The organism is Acinetobacter sp. YH12156 (assembly GCF_013418235.1).
Taxonomy (GTDB): Bacteria; Pseudomonadota; Gammaproteobacteria; order Pseudomonadales; family Moraxellaceae; genus Acinetobacter; species Acinetobacter pseudolwoffii.
This window is the reverse complement of sequence record NZ_VPCL01000001.1, coordinates 45,934-61,849: the sequence shown is the minus strand read 5'-3', so window position 1 is coordinate 61,849 and position 15,916 is coordinate 45,934. Positions and strand designations below refer to the sequence as shown.

The following is a 15,916-nucleotide window of genomic DNA, read 5'->3' as shown; positions in this document are numbered from 1 at the left end:
TTTGTACTTATTTCGATACATGCATTTTGATTTTAGAATATGACAAATAAGTTACAGCTTTATTACGATTTAATGATTTTTAATTTGTATACTTTCTATCCATAAAATACTTATAAATTTCAACTATTAAATTCTTTTTATCATTCAACTGAAGAAAAAATCTGATCATTAACATGTAACAATTTTTATAAAACCCAATTGAAGAAAAATCTTGCTCCCTAGCCTTACATAATTAGATGACGATTTTATAACAGCTTAAAATAAGTACAGATATTCGGTATTTTTCTGATGAATCTACCTATAGAATTGATCATTCTATGACTCAAAAATAAAAAAAAGGAGATCATTTCGATCTCCTTTTTTCACACCACCATCACTTATGCAATGGGTGGCGTATAAGTACCATCAGCAATTGAATCTTTGATACGATCCGCTTCTGCAAGCACCAGTGCCAGCAAGTTCTTCACGTTATCCAGCGTTGCAACCGGGCTTAAAGTCGTCATTTTCAAGGATTGAACCTGAGCGACTTTCGTCACACCAATATTCGCTTCACCACGTGCAAACAGCTCATCTGCCACGTTCTGGTTCAGTGTATCTAAAAGTTCAACCGGATAGCCCGCTGGAACCACACGGAACAGCACAGAAGCGAATTGTGGCTCAAGCAGAAGCTCCAGACCGTCAGTCACTTTAATATAATCTGCCACATCACGCGTCAAACCAACACCGTGATCGATCATCGAACCATAAAGCTCTTCGCCTAATGCTTCAACCGTCATCCACAATTTCAAGGCATCAAAACGACGCGTGGTTTGTAGTGACTTCGACACCAGGTTAGGAACACCATGTTCTTCATCATAGGCAGAGTTCAAGTACTCCGCTTCATAATGCATGAAACGGTAGTTTGCTTCGTCTTTCAGCAAGAACGCGCCACACGAAATGGTCTGGAAATAATGCTTATGGAAATCGAGCGTAATCGAATCAGACAGCTCGATACCATCTAACATATCGCGATGATCGTTAGACAGAATTAAAGCACCACCCCAAGCTGCATCGATGTGCATCCACGCGCCATATTGGTTGGTGATTTCACGGACTTTCTTCAGTGGATCGATTGCACCTGCATCGGTAGTACCCGCAGTTGCCACCACACATGCCACGATTTTGCCTTCGTTTTGAAGGTGTGCCATGGTTTTTTCCAGTGCGTCCATGTCCATGCGCGCATTTTCATCGACAGGAACAGTCACCACTGACTGGAAACCCATGCCCATCATCGCCATGTTCTTTTGCACAGAGAAATGTGCATTTTCAGAACAGATGACTTTGACATTACGCATCGCATCCGCAGGAATACCATCACGTTGAACCGACCACGGCTTACCGTTTTCGTCTTTCCAGTTTTTCGCGATGCAAGCATCACGTGCCAGCAGTACGCCCATCAGGTTAGACTGTGTACCACCAGAGGTGAATACGCCTGCCTGACCTGCGCCATAGCCTACTTTTTGACGTAACCAATCGATTAACTGAACTTCCATCAATGAACCGGCCGGGCTTTGATCCCATGAGTCCATTGACTGGTTGGTTGCGTTAATCAGTACTTCCGCAATCTGGCTGGTCACCATGGTTGGACAATGCAAATGCGCAAGCGAATGCGGATGATGAACTTTTAAACTTTTATTCAGAAAAAGTTCAACCATACGCTCTAAAGATTTCTCTACACCCAACCCCTGTTTAGAAGGATTAAACGCAATCGCGCTGCGCAGCTCGTTAATGCTGCCACCCGTGTACATTTTGTCATTTTGCAACCATGCTGCAACCGCTTTGGTCGCTTGATCCATGGCTGACTGGTAGTCAGCGATGGATGCAGCATCATTACAAAGTAAAGCTTTACGATGTTCTGCAAAATCTACCATGAATTATGCGCCTCGAACTGCAACAAGAGCTTCAGCAACTGCTTTCTTAAAGCGAGCAATCACTTCAACACATTCGTCATGCGTGATGATCAATGGGCAAAGTAAACGAATTACCGTACCGTTACGACCACCTTTCTCAAGCAATAATTTATTGTTGAAACATGCCGTCTGGATCGCTGCTGCCAATTGACCATCAGCAGGTAAAGAACCCATGTGATCTGCCTTTTGGCGCTCGTCCACAATTTCAACACCAATCATCAAACCGCGACCACGTACATTACCGATACATGGGAATTCGGCAGCTAATTTTTTAATCTCAGCTTGCAGGAAATCACCGCGTTCTTGGGCATTTTGCGCCAGGTTTTGTTCTTTAATGGTATTGATCGTTGCAAGACCTGTACCCATTGCCAACTGGTTACCACGGAACGTACCGGTATGACCTGCTGGCTGCCAAGCATCAAACTTACGTTTAATACCGAGTACTGCGAGCGGCAAGCTACCACCAACAGCTTTAGACATCACCACCACATCAGGTTCGATGCCCGCATGTTCAAAGGCAAACATTTTACCTGAACGTGCAAAGCCCGCTTGAACTTCATCAAGAATCAACACGATGTTGTGCTTTTCAGTCACTTCACGGATTTTCTTCAACCATTTCACAGGTGCAGTTACCACACCGCCTTCCCCTTGAATTGCTTCAAGAATCACAGCTGCCGGTTTAGTCACGCCGCTTTCTACATCTTCAATGAAGTTTTCAAAGAAATACGTTAAAGCGTCAACACCCGCTTCACCACCAAGACCCAATGGGCAACGGTATTCATGCGGATACGGCATGAATTGAACGCCTGGCATCAAACCGTTAACTGCGTTTTTCGCAGACAGGTTACCGGTCATGGCCAATGCACCATGCGTCATACCGTGATAGCCACCAGAGAAGCTGATCACCGAGCTACGACCGGTAAAGGTTTTCGCAAGTTTGATGGCTGCTTCTGTTGCATCTGCACCGGATGGGCCACAGAACTGCAAGCAGTATTCTTCTTGACCACCTGGAAGATAAGAAAGAAGTGCTTCAGTAAAAGCATCTTTTAAAGGCGTAGTTAAATCCAGTGTATGCAATGGCAAGCCGCTTGCAATTGTATCCTGGATACTTTGAATGACTGCAGGATGATTATGGCCCAATGCCAACGTCCCTGCCCCAGCTAAACAATCAAGGTACTCAGTACCTTCAACATCGGTAACCCAGCAACCTTGTGCTTTTGCTATCGCTAACGGTAATTTACGTGGATAACTACGCACATTCGATTCCATCTGACTTTGGCGAGTCAAGTAGTATTCGTTTGTGGAATTGGTGGCAGGGTTTACAGAAGTAACGCTCATATCGAATTACCATCTCTGATATGGGTGAAAGAAATAAGTCTGGTGACGTTTGGTCCTTTGACTCGGCGCTTTATAAAGAGGTTCTAGCTAGCAGTTTGTATTTAAATAACTAGGAGGCGGATGATACCGAATTTTTCAGGAAAATAAACAACTTTCAGTCGCATTCTGTCCTAATCTTTATCGAAAAAAAACATCACACCAACCTATAACCTGTATGATCATCTTACAGTGTGACAGCAGAAAGAAAAGCGGGTTCTTTTATGCTTTTTTGTAGCACAGCTAACATTCAGGCAAAAAAGCTTAAAATCCACCATTAAGCACTTAATTATTAACGATAAACATAAATCAAGTAAGAGTGTAAAATGAAAGAAAATTTAACACTCTTACCACAAATATTTCGTAAAAAGATCACAATTGAGATTTAATATTTTAACAACGGCTTAGATGGCCAATTTTAAGAAAAACAGGACAATTTCATGCGTCTCTTAGCACTTACCAGTTTTATCCTTGCATCTACCTTGGCCACAGGCGCATTTGCAGCTCCGGCTGAATCGCTGAATTACAATGTTGTGAATCTTTCAGCAGAGGCCAGTCGTGAAATCTCAAATGATGAAATGCATGCCGTGCTGTATATAGAAAAGTCAAACAAACAGCCCGCTGAGCTCGCTGCACAAATTAATCAGCTGATGAGTCAGGCCGTTAATACTGCTCGAAAATACCCATCGGTAAAAATTGAAACAGGTTCACAAAGCACTTACCCTATTTATGACAATGATAACCGCAAATTGAAAGAATGGCGTGGACGTGCCCAGATTCGTCTGGAATCGAAAGATTTTAAAGCAGCGTCTCAACTGATTGCTGAATTACAACAGCACTTCCAGACCCAGTCGATTAACTTCAAAGTTTCAGACGAAAAGCGCAAAAAAGTCGAAAATGAGCTGATGATTGAAGCCTCTAAAAACTTCCAGCAACGCGCACAGGCACTGACTCAAGCCTGGAACAAACCGAGTTATCAACTGGTAAACTTAAATCTGAATACCAATAACTATTCACCACAACCTGTACCGCGTATGGCCATGATGAAAGCTGCATCGGCGGATATGGCTGTTCCAGAGCAGGAAGTTGCTGCGGGTGAATCGCAAATGACGGTGAGTGCCAATGGTGCGATTCAGTTTAAATAAGATTTCATCATATTATTCGGATTTTTAAGAACCACCCTTTTGGGTGGTTTTCTATCATTTGAATATTCTTTAATAATCAAGGCTACAAATTCATACAAACTCAGGTAGGAATTGAGGTTTGACCGGTTTAGAGTAACGGACATTTGTACCAATCCTCTCTGCTCATGTCTCTTGACCAACTGAATCTTTACCTGTTTCATATCCTAAATGTACCTGAACACGCCTCGATCTGGATGATCCAATATGCCTCCCTGATTGCGCATGATCTGGTTTATCTCTTTCTGCTGATTTTTGCTATTGCCTGGTTCCGTGGCAGTTATGAAGTAAAAACTGGCATTATCAAGGCATTTATTTTTACAGCAATTACCTTGTCGATCAGCGAGGTATTGTCCGCGATCCTGAATACCCCACGTCCGTTTGTAATAGATATTGGTCGCACCCTGATCGAACATGCACCTACAGGTTCTTTTCCCAGCAATCATATGAGTATTTTTAGTGGGATTGCCCTATCTTGTTATTTTTCATCACAACGTGATTTGGGAAAAATTCTAATCTGGACAGCTTGGCTAGTAGCTTGGTCACGTGTTTATGTCGGTGTGCATTTTCCGATGGATATGCTGGGTGCATTCCTGATTGCAATAACAGTAAATTTAGCTGGATTACCATTGTGGTGGAAATATCAGGATAAACTCATGCAGTTTATTTTAACTATTCATCAGTCACTGTTTGCGCCATTAATCCGGATGGGCTGGATTAAATAAATCGCATTAAGATGTCATAAAAAATCCCGCTCGAAAGCGGGATTTTTTATGATTGAAATTTAAATCTGAATGACTTAGTAAATCGCCATATGATTGCGGTGAATCATCTCGAGTGAACGTGCTTCACCTAGAACCTGATGCACTTTATCAGAAGCCAGACCACGTACAATATCTGCCGAACGCGAACTAAAGTTAACACGACCGACTGCAATTCGGTGACCTTGTGTATCCACACATTCCACCACATCACCGCGCTCAAAATGTCCTTCAACCGCTTTGACGCCGACAGGCAACAAGCTACGATGATTGTCTTTAATGGCCTTTACCGCACCATCATCAATTACCAAACGACCTGCCGTTTGCAGGTGTGCTGCCAACCATTGCTGATGCGCGGTCATCCGATCTTTGTCAGTCACAAACAAGGTTCCTAACAATTCACCAGACATCAGACGAGATAGCACAGCATCACTATCACCGCTTGCAATTAAGGTCGGACAACCGGACTTTGCCGCCAGTCGTGCAGCACGAACTTTGGTCAGCATGCCGCCGCGACCAAATTTACCACCACCACCGGCCATATCAAACAGGCTCTCATCCATCGCACGTACCGTATGGAACAGTTTGGCATCTGGATTCGAGCGTGGATCTGAGTCAAACATACCTTCCTGATCCGTTAAGATAATCAGAAGATCTGCATGCACCTGACCTGCCACCATGGCAGCCAGCGTGTCGTTATCACCAAAGCGGATTTCATCGGTAGAAACGGTATCATTTTCATTAATCACTGGAATCACGCGCCAGTCAATCAGGTTCTGCAAAGCATCACATGAATTGAGATAGCGGCGACGATCTGCCAGATCATCATGGGTCAACAATACCTGCGCCGTTCGAATCTGGTGTTTCTCCAGTACGCTTGACCAGGTATGAATCAGGCCCATCTGACCAATGGCAGCACAAGCCTGAAGACTGGGTAGATCGGTGGGTCGATTCTCAAGTTTCATTCGCACCATACCTTCAGCCACAGCACCGGAAGACACCAGAATAATCTCGTGTCCTGCATTGTGTAGATCTGCGATTTGTCCCGCCCAGTGCGAGATGGCATCTAAATCTAAACCTTGTCCGTTTGCTGTGAGTAAAGATGATCCGATTTTAACAACGATTCGTTTACAACCCTTGAGCTGACGCTGCCCATCTACCACTTCTATCATCTTGTCCTCAGACTCTTCTCTCAGAGATTAGCGTACGTAGTACACTTCCACATCACTATCATCATCGCCATCTTCATCATCTTCATCGTCGCCCAGAATACCGGCAAGACGTTGCTGACGACGCATCTCACGATACGCTTCTTTTGCAGCGATGGTTTGTTCACGTGTTTCAGCTTCAAGCTGATCACGGAATGCTTTCATTTCTGCTGCATATTCTTGATCTTCAGCTTCGCGTTCACGCTGCTCTTCGATCTGATCCATCAGGTAGTAAACCACGTCTTTGGTACCTTCAGCGGTTAAGCCAGAAGTTTCAAAAACCGGGCCTTCCCACTGCAATTCTTCAAGAATATGAGTACACCATTCTTCACGTGTTTCTTCAGCCAATTGGTCGACTTTATTCAGCACCAATACGATCGGCAGTTTTGAAAGTGTTGGGGAGAAATTTTCTAACTCTTTCAAAATTGCTTTGGCATTATGCGCCGGATCTGAACCATCAATCGGTTGTACATCAACGATGTGTAACAAGATACGGGTACGTGCCAGATGCTTCAGGAAGCGAATCCCCAGACCTGCACCTTCAGATGCGCCTTCAATCAGACCCGGAATATCGGCCATCACGAATGAACGGTGACTGTCGGCATCGACCACACCCAGGTTTGGCACCATGGTGGTAAATGGATAATCTGCCACTTTTGGTTTTGCCGCCGATACTGCACGAATGAAGGTTGATTTACCCGCATTTGGCATACCCAGCAAGCCCACATCTGCCAGAACTTTAAGCTCCAGACGGATTTCACGGAATTCGCCTTTTTGACCATGCGTACACTTACGTGGTGAACGGTTGGTCGATGATTTAAAGTGCGTATTTCCTAAACCACCGTCACCGCCTGCTGCCACTTTCACGCGTTGACCATCTTCGATCAAATCGCCAATAATGTCGCCAGACTCAACATCTACAATTGTTGTTCCGACTGGAACTTTTAATACGGTGTCTTCACCGCCACGACCAGCACAGTTCGCCCCACGGCCATTTTTTGCTCGTTCTGCACGGAATTTACGTGTATAACGATAATCAACTAGCGTACTGGTGTTGTCGTCAGCCTGTATATAAATACTGCCACCACGACCACCATCACCACCATCTGGACCACCAAATGGCACGAATTTTTCACGGCGAAAACTGGCTACGCCATTGCCACCGTCGCCAGCCTCTACGGTAATGACTGCTTCATCAACAAAGCGCATATTGCCAATCCTCTAAAAACTTTAAAACCCCATATTCTGCCATATTTTAAAGAATTTCTCGACTATATTTATATGCTATTCCATGAAGATCGCTTATTTAATCCTGTCATGTTATTGAACAGCCATTAATTTTTGATAAGTTTCAAAACTAAGCTCTATGCTTTTGTTTTAATATACTTTTTAATGATCACTTGATTGTTTTTAATTATTTCTGCTTTGTCGTGCAACTGCCTATAGTGTAGGCAATGTTAAAAGAGTCGGGCCTATGAGCAATTCAGAAAGGAAATCTGTCAGTCCATTGTCATCACAATTTGTATTATTGATGGCAATGGCATGTGGCTTATGTGCAGGCTCTGCCTATTTTAACCAGCCTCTGATCTATTCAATCGAGAAAAGTCTGGGCATTAGTACCAGTCAGGCCGGTTTTGCCGTGGTGATTGCACAGATTGGTTATGTCCTCGGCTTAATGCTTTTGGTTCCTTTGGGAGACTTTCTGAATAAACGCAAACTGATCGTTAACCTGATGGTCTTTGCAGCCATTTCGCAGATATTGCTTTCATTCAGTACGACTTTATCAATGTTATATCTGTTTACCTTGTGTGCCACCTTTGGCGCAATCTCGGCGCAGATCTTAATTCCTTTTGCATCGACCATTAGCCCACCTGAATCCAGCGCTGCTACAGTGGGTAAGCTGATGAGTGGGTTGGTGATGGGAATTATTCTGTCACGTACCTTTGCCGGCTTTGTTTCCACTTACTGGTCTTGGGAAGGTGTGTATTTATCCAGCGGTGTGATCACCTTGCTCTTTGCAGCACTCATGTGGAAAAAACTACCCGATACTCAAGCTCAGGCAGGCTTAACTATTGGTGACATTTACCGCTCTTTGTTTAGCCTTGCAGGTCAGAATCCACATTTAATCCGGCGTGCCTGTGCGGGTGCCTTGGGTTTTGGAATTTTATCGATGATCTTTACCTCGATGACTTTTGTATTAGGCAATGCACCTTATTATTTCACCGATTTCGAAATTGGGTTATTTGGCTTACTGGGCGTGATCGGGATTTATTCATCAAGCTGGTCAGGCAAAACCGTAGGACAAGGTAGAGAAAATCTGGTCGCCAAGCTATGCATTGTCCTGATGTTCGGCTCTACACTGCCCTTATATTTTGCCCAGCACAATATTGTAATCTATGCGATTGGTGTGCTGATGGCCTACTTTGGTCTGACAGCCTTCCATGTTTTGAATCAGAATCTGGTTTATCGGATTGATCTTAAATCGCGTTCACGTATTAATGCAGTCTATATGACGATTTACTTTAGTGGTGCCGCTTTAGGTTCGCTTGGTGCAGTCTATGCCTGGGAGCAGTTTGAATGGATCGGTTGCGTGATCCTTGGCTTTATTTTCTCGATTGGAATTTTACTGATTGATCGCTTGGATTTTAAGAAAATGCAAAATGCTTGATTCACAAAGGAATAAATCGATCGGTTTATTCCTTTTGGTAAAGTACATACTTCATTAACTCTGTTCTAAGATTAGAATTTTGTTCTCGATGAATACTACCTAATTGAGGTGTAATATTCGCGATATGTTCCAAATTTTCACTACCAACCAGTGCGTTATATCTTACATAGTTAAGCAAACATTGATTTTGAAATCTCCTAATTTGGTCTTTTAATTCTCCATCAGATATTGCTTTACCTAAAAATTTAAAAGCATCTTCTTGCTCATTAAATATAGATATAAATTTTTTATTCAATATTTTTATACTTTCATTTCGATCAGGTTTATAAATTAAATAATTACATATTTGATTACTAAGATGCTCAAGCTCAACAAGTTGAATAACTAGTCCTTTACAATAATTAGCAATTACTTCTACCCCTTTCTGCTCTCGCCAACTAGTATAGGTCATTAATATTGCAATCGGTGCAAATATCCCTGCTGACCAAAGCAAGAGATTGGTCGCTAAAGCAATATCAACATCTAAAAGTTTGAAGATTGCATAAATCGCAATGCATAAAACTAAAATGATTGCATACACTGCCAGTAAAGTAGCCAACAGATTTTCTGACTTTTTCATCTCTTGCTACCCCAAAAGCAATTTAGCTTCTATTTGGCAACACGTTGTTTATTTTCCAAAATTTCCGGTAAACCACGTTCAATCCAGTGAATCATTTGCATCACTTTATCCGCAGCTTGTGAACCGGTAATGGTCAACTGATATTCCACTTTGGGCGGCACAACCGGATAAACCGTTCTGAGCACAAAACCATCTTGTTCCAGCACTTTTAAAGTCTGGGAGAGCATCTTTTCACTCACTCCTTCAATCCGTTGTTTCAGTTCACTAAAACGATGCACACCTTCACTCAGGCAACGCAACACCAAGACCGACCATTTATTGGAAAGATGCTCCAATATTTCACGTGATGGACATTCAGTTGATAAAACCTGTCCTAATAACGGACTAATTGCATAATTTGTCATAAATCTATCTCGGGATTTTATTACTTACTGATTTTAATATACTTACTCTTTGTAAGCTAACAGATTAATATTTCGTCAGCAAGCTGATTTACATTTTGTGATTGAATCGAATCCACCCGACTTCAATAAAAAATAAGTATAAAAAAAGAGCCTCCATAGAGACTCTTTTTTAAACTACATCAACAAATTATGCATTTGTTTCTGCAGGAACTTTAGGATAGCTTACGCCGCCCATTTGTTCAGCAATACGTAATACCTGGCAGCTATAACCCACTTCGTTATCGTACCAAACATAAGCAGTTAAACGGTTGCCTGAAGTGATTGTTGCTTGCGCGTCAAATACACCTGCAGTGCGTGAACCAATAAAGTCAGAAGAGACCACTTCAGTCGAGTTGGTATAACCGATTTGACCTTGAAGGATCGAACCGATTGAAATCTGACGAATATATTCGTTTACTTCATCACGATCAACGTCTTGACCTAAAGTCAGGTTAAGAATTGCAAGTGATACATTTGGCGTAGGAACACGTACAGAATTACCTGTCAATTTACCTTGAAGTGCTGGCAGCGCTTTAGCAACTGCTTTCGCTGCGCCAGTTTCAGTAATAACCATGTTCAATGTTGCAGCACGGCCACGACGGTCCGCTTTATGGTAGTTATCGATCAAGTTCTGGTCGTTTGTGAACGAGTGAACTGTTTCAACATGACCATTTAACACGGTGTATTTATCATGCAATACTTTCAGTGTTGGAGTAATTGCGTTAGTCGTACAGCTTGCAGCAGAGATGATGCTATCTTCAGCAAGGATGTCCGCCTGGTTCACACCGTAAACCACATTCTTCATGTCACCTTTACCAGGTGCAGTCAAAATAACACGAGCAGCGCCCGGGCATTTGAGGTGTTGAGCAAGACCTTCAGCATCACGCCATTTACCAGTGTTGTCGATCACAAGTGCATTGTTAATACCATATGCTGTGTAATCCACTTCAGAAGGATTAGACGCATAGATCACTTTAATGAAGTTACCGTTTGCAATAATTGCTTCGTTTTCTTCATCTACAGAAATCGTGCCTGCAAATGGGCCATGAATCGAGTCACGACGCAGTAGAGATGCACGTTTTTCCAAATCACCATCAGATGATTTACGAACCACGATTGCTTTCAGGCTAAGACCGCGACCCAGACCTGATTGACCAATCATCAAACGTGCCAGGATACGACCGATACGACCGAAACCATAAAGAACTACGTCTTTATGTTCTACAGCAGCAGCATTACCTTCTAGAGATTTAACAGCGTCTGCAACAAATGCATCGATGTCGCCGCCTTTTTCTTTAAATTCAACAGCAAGTTTACCTAGATCAACTTCAGCAGAACCGATGTTCTCAACTTTCGCCAATGCTTCAAGAATTGGGAATGTATTTACAACCGAAAGTTCAACATCGAGTACGCGAGTACGGCGGTGTGCTTTCAAGATCTGAATCACAGAACGGTTAATTAAAGAGCGACCATAAACTGTAGCTACAATATTTTTTTCACGATATAACTGACCAACAAGGGCAATCATGCGTTCCGCAAGTTCTTCACGGTTTTTCCAGCGACCTTGGTGCTCTGCATGTAGGGCAACGATAGTGTCTTTGCTCACAGATACGTCCTCTAATTAATTGTAAATCTAGGCATAAATTTCAAAACCCCATAATTGTAATGGAATTGGAGGCAACTTTGAATCAAAAGCTCACCGAGACGAGTGGTTTTTAACGTATATTCACTATAAATCTGGGAAATAGTTGCAATTAGCTAAATGATTTTGCATTCAAAAATTTTAAAAGCATGCGTTTTCCCGTACGGAGCAGAAATTTGTTAAATGTTGTTTATTCATTCGATCTCTTTTTAATTTTAAGAGTCTAGTCGATCCTGATAGTTTGCCAGATTTTTCTTAAGTGCTAATTGCTGTTTACGCTGCTTAAATAGATGCAGAATTCCTTCAATCACCAGCACCAATACGGCAAGCCAAATTGGAATATAAGTCAGCCACTCGCCAGCTTCCACACGCTCCCCCAAAGCCATCGAGGCAAAGGCCAACAGCACAGGTTCCAGATAACTCAACAATCCAAAGATCACAAAGGGTAAATATCGGCTGGCGAGAATATAGCTACCGAGTCCCAGTGCGCTCAAAAAACCCAATACCAATACTGCCCAGATTAAATGAGAATGATTTAACATGAGCTGCATCGAGTCGCTATAAATAAAACCCAGATAAAATGCAGCGGGCAAAATCAGAAATAGATCCCACCAGAAGCCCCCCAGATGATCCGTAGCAAATTTACGCCGCATGAAGAAATACAAAGGATAGGCCAAAGCCACATAGACCGTTTCCCATGCAATAGAGCCGATCCGCCAGATTTCATGCCCCACACCCAGCACAGCCAAAGCCACAGCAACCATCTGAAATAATGATAATTTTTCTTTATAGACCACACAGCCCACCAGTACCATCACCAGCGGCAACAGAAAATAACCGAGTGAGACTTCTAGGCCACGACCATTGATAGGGCCCCACAAGAACAGCCATAATTGTGTGGTACATAACAGGGAGCTGATCAGCAGCCAGATCAACAAGGCAGGTTGCTGCAAAACCCGCTTAAAGATACTGCTGATATGTTGCAGATCACCCGACCACCACATAAAGGCAGTTAAAAACGGAATTGTGGCCAGCATGCGCCAGGCAAAGGTCTGTTCACTATCTAAAGGCTGCAAGAAAGGCGTAAATACATAGAGCACCCCGAAAACCACCGAGGCCAATACAGATAACGCAATGCCTTTATACATAGTCAAACTCTACTTTCATTCGCCGGCATTATAACGATTAGTACACTAGAAAGCTTGATGCTTCATCTATTTAAAGTGAAATCACTACCCTACTTTGAAATATATTTTTGCTCATAAAAATAAAAAACCATGCCTAAGCATGGTTTCGATTAAGAAGATATTTCTATCTTTGCGTTTGTTTGGTATGAATCACATCACTCAGGTCATAACCCACAGACTGTGCATATTGCAAATATTCGTTTACAACATTTTTATCTAATTGCGGATTACGTGACAGTATCCACATGTATTTACGTTTAGGCTCACCGACCAGAACGGTTTGATAATTCTCATCCAGTTTTAAGACCCAATAATCGCCACGCCCGACCGGAATCCAGCGAATAAATTCGGGCAGGAAACTGACTTTTAATTTGGTATTTTGCGGTGGATCTTGCACAAATGCCTCACCCAAGGATTGGGTGGGCTGACCATCTTTTTTCATACAGCGGTTATCGACCACAATATTGCCATTTTCATTTAAGGTATAGGTTGCAGTGACATCACGATCGCATTTATTTTGAAAAGACAAAGGCTTGCGCGCCACTTCATACCAAGTCCCCAAATAACGGTCCAGTTCTACTTTTTCAACAGTGGCTAATGGCTCATTTTGCGCATAGGCCATCGTCGCCGCGCCAAAACCAAGAAGAACCGCACTACCCACAGCAATTTTTGCCAGCTTCAATCCATTACCTGAAGAATTTTGAGTTGTCATAAAAATACCTATTATATGTTCACAAAATATTTATTTAAAAATTTTCTGTTCTTACAATAGCCTTATCCAAGCACTTGATTTGTTACATTATGTTTGGTTTATGATTGACTTTAGGTCATCGAAATAAAACTTCATGTAAAAAAAATCAATCAAACATCTGGGCTTTTAAGCGCAAAATTTCATCACGCAGACGTGCAGCCTGCTCAAACTGTAACTCTTTAGAGGCTTTCAGCATTTCCTTTTCAAGCTTGTTAATATGCTTCGCAAACATTTTCGGGTCTGCCATGATATGTCGTTCATCTGCACTGATCGCGCGCGCCTGATCAGAAGCTTTCAATTCAATTGAATCATCATCCAATATTTCACCGGTATCGATTTCCTTGATTACCTGACGGACTGCGCTACGCGGAGTAATACCATGCTCTTCATTAAACTGAATCTGCTTGGCACGACGTCGATCTGTCTCATCAATGGCTTTTTGCATTGAGTCAGTTATTCGATCTGCATACAAAATCGCCCTCCCTTTCAGGTTACGCGCAGCACGCCCGATAGTCTGAATGAGAGAACGCTCAGAACGCAGGAAACCTTCTTTATCGGCATCCAGAATCGCAACCAGTGACACTTCCGGCATATCCAGACCTTCACGCAGCAGGTTAATCCCGACCAGCACATCGTGTACGCCAGTACGCAGCTCATGAATAATCTTGACGCGCTCAACGGTGTCGATATCCGAGTGTAAATAAGCGACCTTAATCCCGTACTCTTTCAAATAAGAGGTCAGGTCTTCTGCCATGCGCTTGGTCAAGGTGGTGACCAGTACCCGCTCATTGATATCTTTGCGCAGATTAATTTCTGAAAGTACATCATCGACTTGCGTCAGTACCGGACGAATTTCAATTTCAGGATCGATCAGACCGGTCGGACGTACCACCTGCTCGACAATCTGCTGCGATTTTTCCAGTTCATAACGTGCTGGCGTTGCGCTGACATAAACGGTGGTCGGGACAATGCGTTCCCATTCTTCAAATTTCATCGGGCGGTTATCTAGCGCGCTTGGCAAACGGAAGCCGTAATTCACCAGATTTTCTTTGCGCGAACGGTCGCCTTTATACATGGCACCAATTTGTGGCACAGTCACATGCGATTCATCAATAATCAGCAAGGCATCATCGGGAATATAATCGAACAAGGTTGGCGGCGCCTCGCCTGAAGGACGTCCAGACAAATGACGCGAGTAGTTTTCGATGCCATTGGTATAGCCCAACTGCTGCATCATTTCCAGATCATAACGGGTACGCTGTTCAATCCGCTGCGCTTCCAGCAATTTGTCATTTTCACGAAAGAACACCAGTCGTTCTTTGAGTTCTTCCCGAATGGTTTCAATCGCGCGGGATAAATTGTCTTTTGGCGTGACATAGTGACTTTTGGGATAAATCGTCACCCGCGGGACTTTGCGCACCATTTTTCCGGTCAGTGGATCAAACCAGCGGATGGAGTCGACTTCATCATCAAACAGTTCAATCCGGATGGCATCCTGATCCGATTCTGCCGGAAAAATATCGATAATTTCCCCACGAATACGATAAGTACCGCGCAGGAATTCCAGTTCATTACGCGAATACTGCATTTCGACCAGACGGCGGATAATGTCATCACGACCAATGCGGTCGCCTTCCACCACATGCAGCAACATGCTCATGTAGGCATTCGGATCACCCAAACCATAAATTGCAGAAACTGATGCGACAATAATTGCATCACGACGTTCTAATAATGATCGGGTCGCGGAAAGACGCATCTGGTCAATATGGTCATTAATTGCGGCATCTTTCTCGATAAAAGTATCTGAAGATGGCACATAAGCTTCCGGCTGATAATAATCATAATAACTGACAAAATACTCGACGGCGTTATTCGGGAAAAATGCTTTAAATTCGCCATAAAGCTGTGCAGCCAGCGTTTTGTTATGTGCCATGACAATGGTCGGACGCTGGGTCTGTGCAATTACATTGGCCATGGTATAAGTCTTACCCGACCCGGTAACGCCCAGTAAAAGCTGATCATGAAAGCCCTGTTCAATACCCTTGACCAGCTTTTCAATGGCCTGTGGCTGATCACCTGCGGGTTGATAACTGGTTACTAATTCAAAGGGTTGCTTATCAGTCACAGCTA

At 43.1% G+C, this 15,916-nt stretch carries 13 protein-coding genes; 3 read left to right on the top strand and 10 right to left on the bottom strand.

Annotated elements, in window-relative coordinates; all coding sequences use genetic code 11:
• Window positions 1-377 precede the first annotated feature (377 nt).
• Both FTU87_RS00310 and FTU87_RS00305 read right to left on the bottom strand, forming a co-directional pair.
• On the bottom strand, window positions 378-1,910 hold the full coding sequence (locus FTU87_RS00310; RefSeq protein ID WP_005096455.1) for an aspartate aminotransferase family protein: 1,533 nt from the start codon (window positions 1,908-1,910) through the stop codon (window positions 378-380).
• Window positions 1,911-1,913: 3 nt separating this feature from the next.
• Window positions 1,914-3,287, bottom strand: coding sequence for a diaminobutyrate--2-oxoglutarate transaminase (locus FTU87_RS00305; protein ID WP_005096454.1), 1,374 nt, complete (start codon window positions 3,285-3,287; stop codon window positions 1,914-1,916).
• A 476-nt stretch (window positions 3,288-3,763) separates the two neighbouring features.
• Here FTU87_RS00305 and FTU87_RS00300 point away from each other — a divergent pair, with 476 nt between their 5' ends.
• Window positions 3,764-4,468, top strand: a complete 705-nt coding sequence (locus FTU87_RS00300; protein ID WP_180096463.1) for an SIMPL domain-containing protein — start codon at window positions 3,764-3,766, stop codon at window positions 4,466-4,468.
• Between the two features lie 164 nt (window positions 4,469-4,632).
• Window positions 4,633-5,229: a phosphatase PAP2 family protein gene (locus FTU87_RS00295; RefSeq protein ID WP_180096462.1), complete on the top strand. Its 597-nt coding sequence runs from the start codon at window positions 4,633-4,635 to the stop codon at window positions 5,227-5,229.
• 74 nt (window positions 5,230-5,303) lie between these two features.
• On the opposite strand, the gene proB is transcribed toward FTU87_RS00295, so the two are convergent.
• Both proB and cgtA read right to left on the bottom strand, forming a co-directional pair.
• Complete coding sequence (gene proB, locus FTU87_RS00290; protein ID WP_074383013.1) at window positions 5,304-6,437, bottom strand: glutamate 5-kinase; 1,134 nt, start codon at window positions 6,435-6,437, stop codon at window positions 5,304-5,306.
• 27 nt (window positions 6,438-6,464) lie between these two features.
• A complete protein-coding gene (gene cgtA, locus FTU87_RS00285) occupies window positions 6,465-7,682 on the bottom strand; it encodes an Obg family GTPase CgtA (protein WP_180000441.1) in 1,218 nt (405 codons plus the stop codon).
• Between the two features lie 265 nt (window positions 7,683-7,947).
• Between cgtA and FTU87_RS00280 the strand changes: the two genes are divergently transcribed.
• Complete coding sequence (locus FTU87_RS00280; RefSeq protein ID WP_074383014.1) at window positions 7,948-9,141, top strand: MFS transporter; 1,194 nt, start codon at window positions 7,948-7,950, stop codon at window positions 9,139-9,141.
• A gap of 25 nt (window positions 9,142-9,166) precedes the next feature.
• Here the strand turns inward: FTU87_RS00280 and FTU87_RS15055 are convergent, their stop codons facing one another.
• The 6 genes from FTU87_RS15055 to uvrB all read right to left on the bottom strand — a co-directional run bounded on the left by FTU87_RS15055 (window position 9,167) and on the right by uvrB (window position 15,911).
• Window positions 9,167-9,760, bottom strand: a complete 594-nt coding sequence (locus FTU87_RS15055) for a hypothetical protein (RefSeq protein WP_257220444.1) — start codon at window positions 9,758-9,760, stop codon at window positions 9,167-9,169.
• 29 nt (window positions 9,761-9,789) lie between these two features.
• Complete coding sequence (locus tag FTU87_RS00270; RefSeq protein WP_180039424.1) at window positions 9,790-10,164, bottom strand: helix-turn-helix domain-containing protein; 375 nt, start codon at window positions 10,162-10,164, stop codon at window positions 9,790-9,792.
• 187 nt (window positions 10,165-10,351) lie between these two features.
• Window positions 10,352-11,809 (bottom strand): glyceraldehyde-3-phosphate dehydrogenase, encoded by a 1,458-nt coding sequence (locus FTU87_RS00265; protein WP_005096443.1) that lies wholly within the window; start codon window positions 11,807-11,809, stop codon window positions 10,352-10,354.
• Between the two features lie 251 nt (window positions 11,810-12,060).
• Window positions 12,061-12,993 carry an EamA family transporter RarD gene (rarD, locus tag FTU87_RS00260; RefSeq protein ID WP_180096461.1) on the bottom strand — a complete coding sequence of 311 codons (933 nt, stop codon included), beginning with the start codon at window positions 12,991-12,993 and terminating at the stop codon, window positions 12,061-12,063.
• Between the two features lie 163 nt (window positions 12,994-13,156).
• Window positions 13,157-13,744, bottom strand: a complete 588-nt coding sequence (locus FTU87_RS00255; RefSeq protein ID WP_100328754.1) for a lipocalin family protein — start codon at window positions 13,742-13,744, stop codon at window positions 13,157-13,159.
• Between the two features lie 145 nt (window positions 13,745-13,889).
• The gene (gene uvrB, locus FTU87_RS00250; RefSeq protein ID WP_005096439.1) at window positions 13,890-15,911 is read right to left on the bottom strand and encodes an excinuclease ABC subunit UvrB; all 2,022 of its coding nucleotides are present in this window, start codon (window positions 15,909-15,911) and stop codon (window positions 13,890-13,892) included.
• Between the last annotated feature and the right edge of the window lie 5 nt (window positions 15,912-15,916).

Excerpts from the sequence above, each read along its gene's own strand:
- FTU87_RS00270 (WP_180039424.1), bottom strand. The coding sequence starts at position 10,164 with ATGACAAATTATGCAATTAGTCCGTTATTAGGACAGGTTTTATCAACT.
- FTU87_RS00295 (WP_180096462.1), top strand. The coding sequence starts at position 4,633 with ATGTCTCTTGACCAACTGAATCTTTACCTGTTTCATATCCTAAATGTA.
- FTU87_RS00305 (WP_005096454.1), bottom strand. The coding sequence starts at position 3,287 with ATGAGCGTTACTTCTGTAAACCCTGCCACCAATTCCACAAACGAATAC.
- proB (WP_074383013.1), bottom strand. The coding sequence starts at position 6,437 with ATGATAGAAGTGGTAGATGGGCAGCGTCAGCTCAAGGGTTGTAAACGA.
- FTU87_RS00255 (WP_100328754.1), bottom strand. The coding sequence starts at position 13,744 with ATGACAACTCAAAATTCTTCAGGTAATGGATTGAAGCTGGCAAAAATT.
- FTU87_RS00310 (WP_005096455.1), bottom strand. The coding sequence starts at position 1,910 with ATGGTAGATTTTGCAGAACATCGTAAAGCTTTACTTTGTAATGATGCT.
- FTU87_RS15055 (WP_257220444.1), bottom strand. The coding sequence starts at position 9,760 with ATGAAAAAGTCAGAAAATCTGTTGGCTACTTTACTGGCAGTGTATGCA.
- FTU87_RS00280 (WP_074383014.1), top strand. The coding sequence starts at position 7,948 with ATGAGCAATTCAGAAAGGAAATCTGTCAGTCCATTGTCATCACAATTT.
- cgtA (WP_180000441.1), bottom strand. The coding sequence starts at position 7,682 with ATGCGCTTTGTTGATGAAGCAGTCATTACCGTAGAGGCTGGCGACGGT.
- rarD (WP_180096461.1), bottom strand. The coding sequence starts at position 12,993 with ATGTATAAAGGCATTGCGTTATCTGTATTGGCCTCGGTGGTTTTCGGG.
- FTU87_RS00300 (WP_180096463.1), top strand. The coding sequence starts at position 3,764 with ATGCGTCTCTTAGCACTTACCAGTTTTATCCTTGCATCTACCTTGGCC.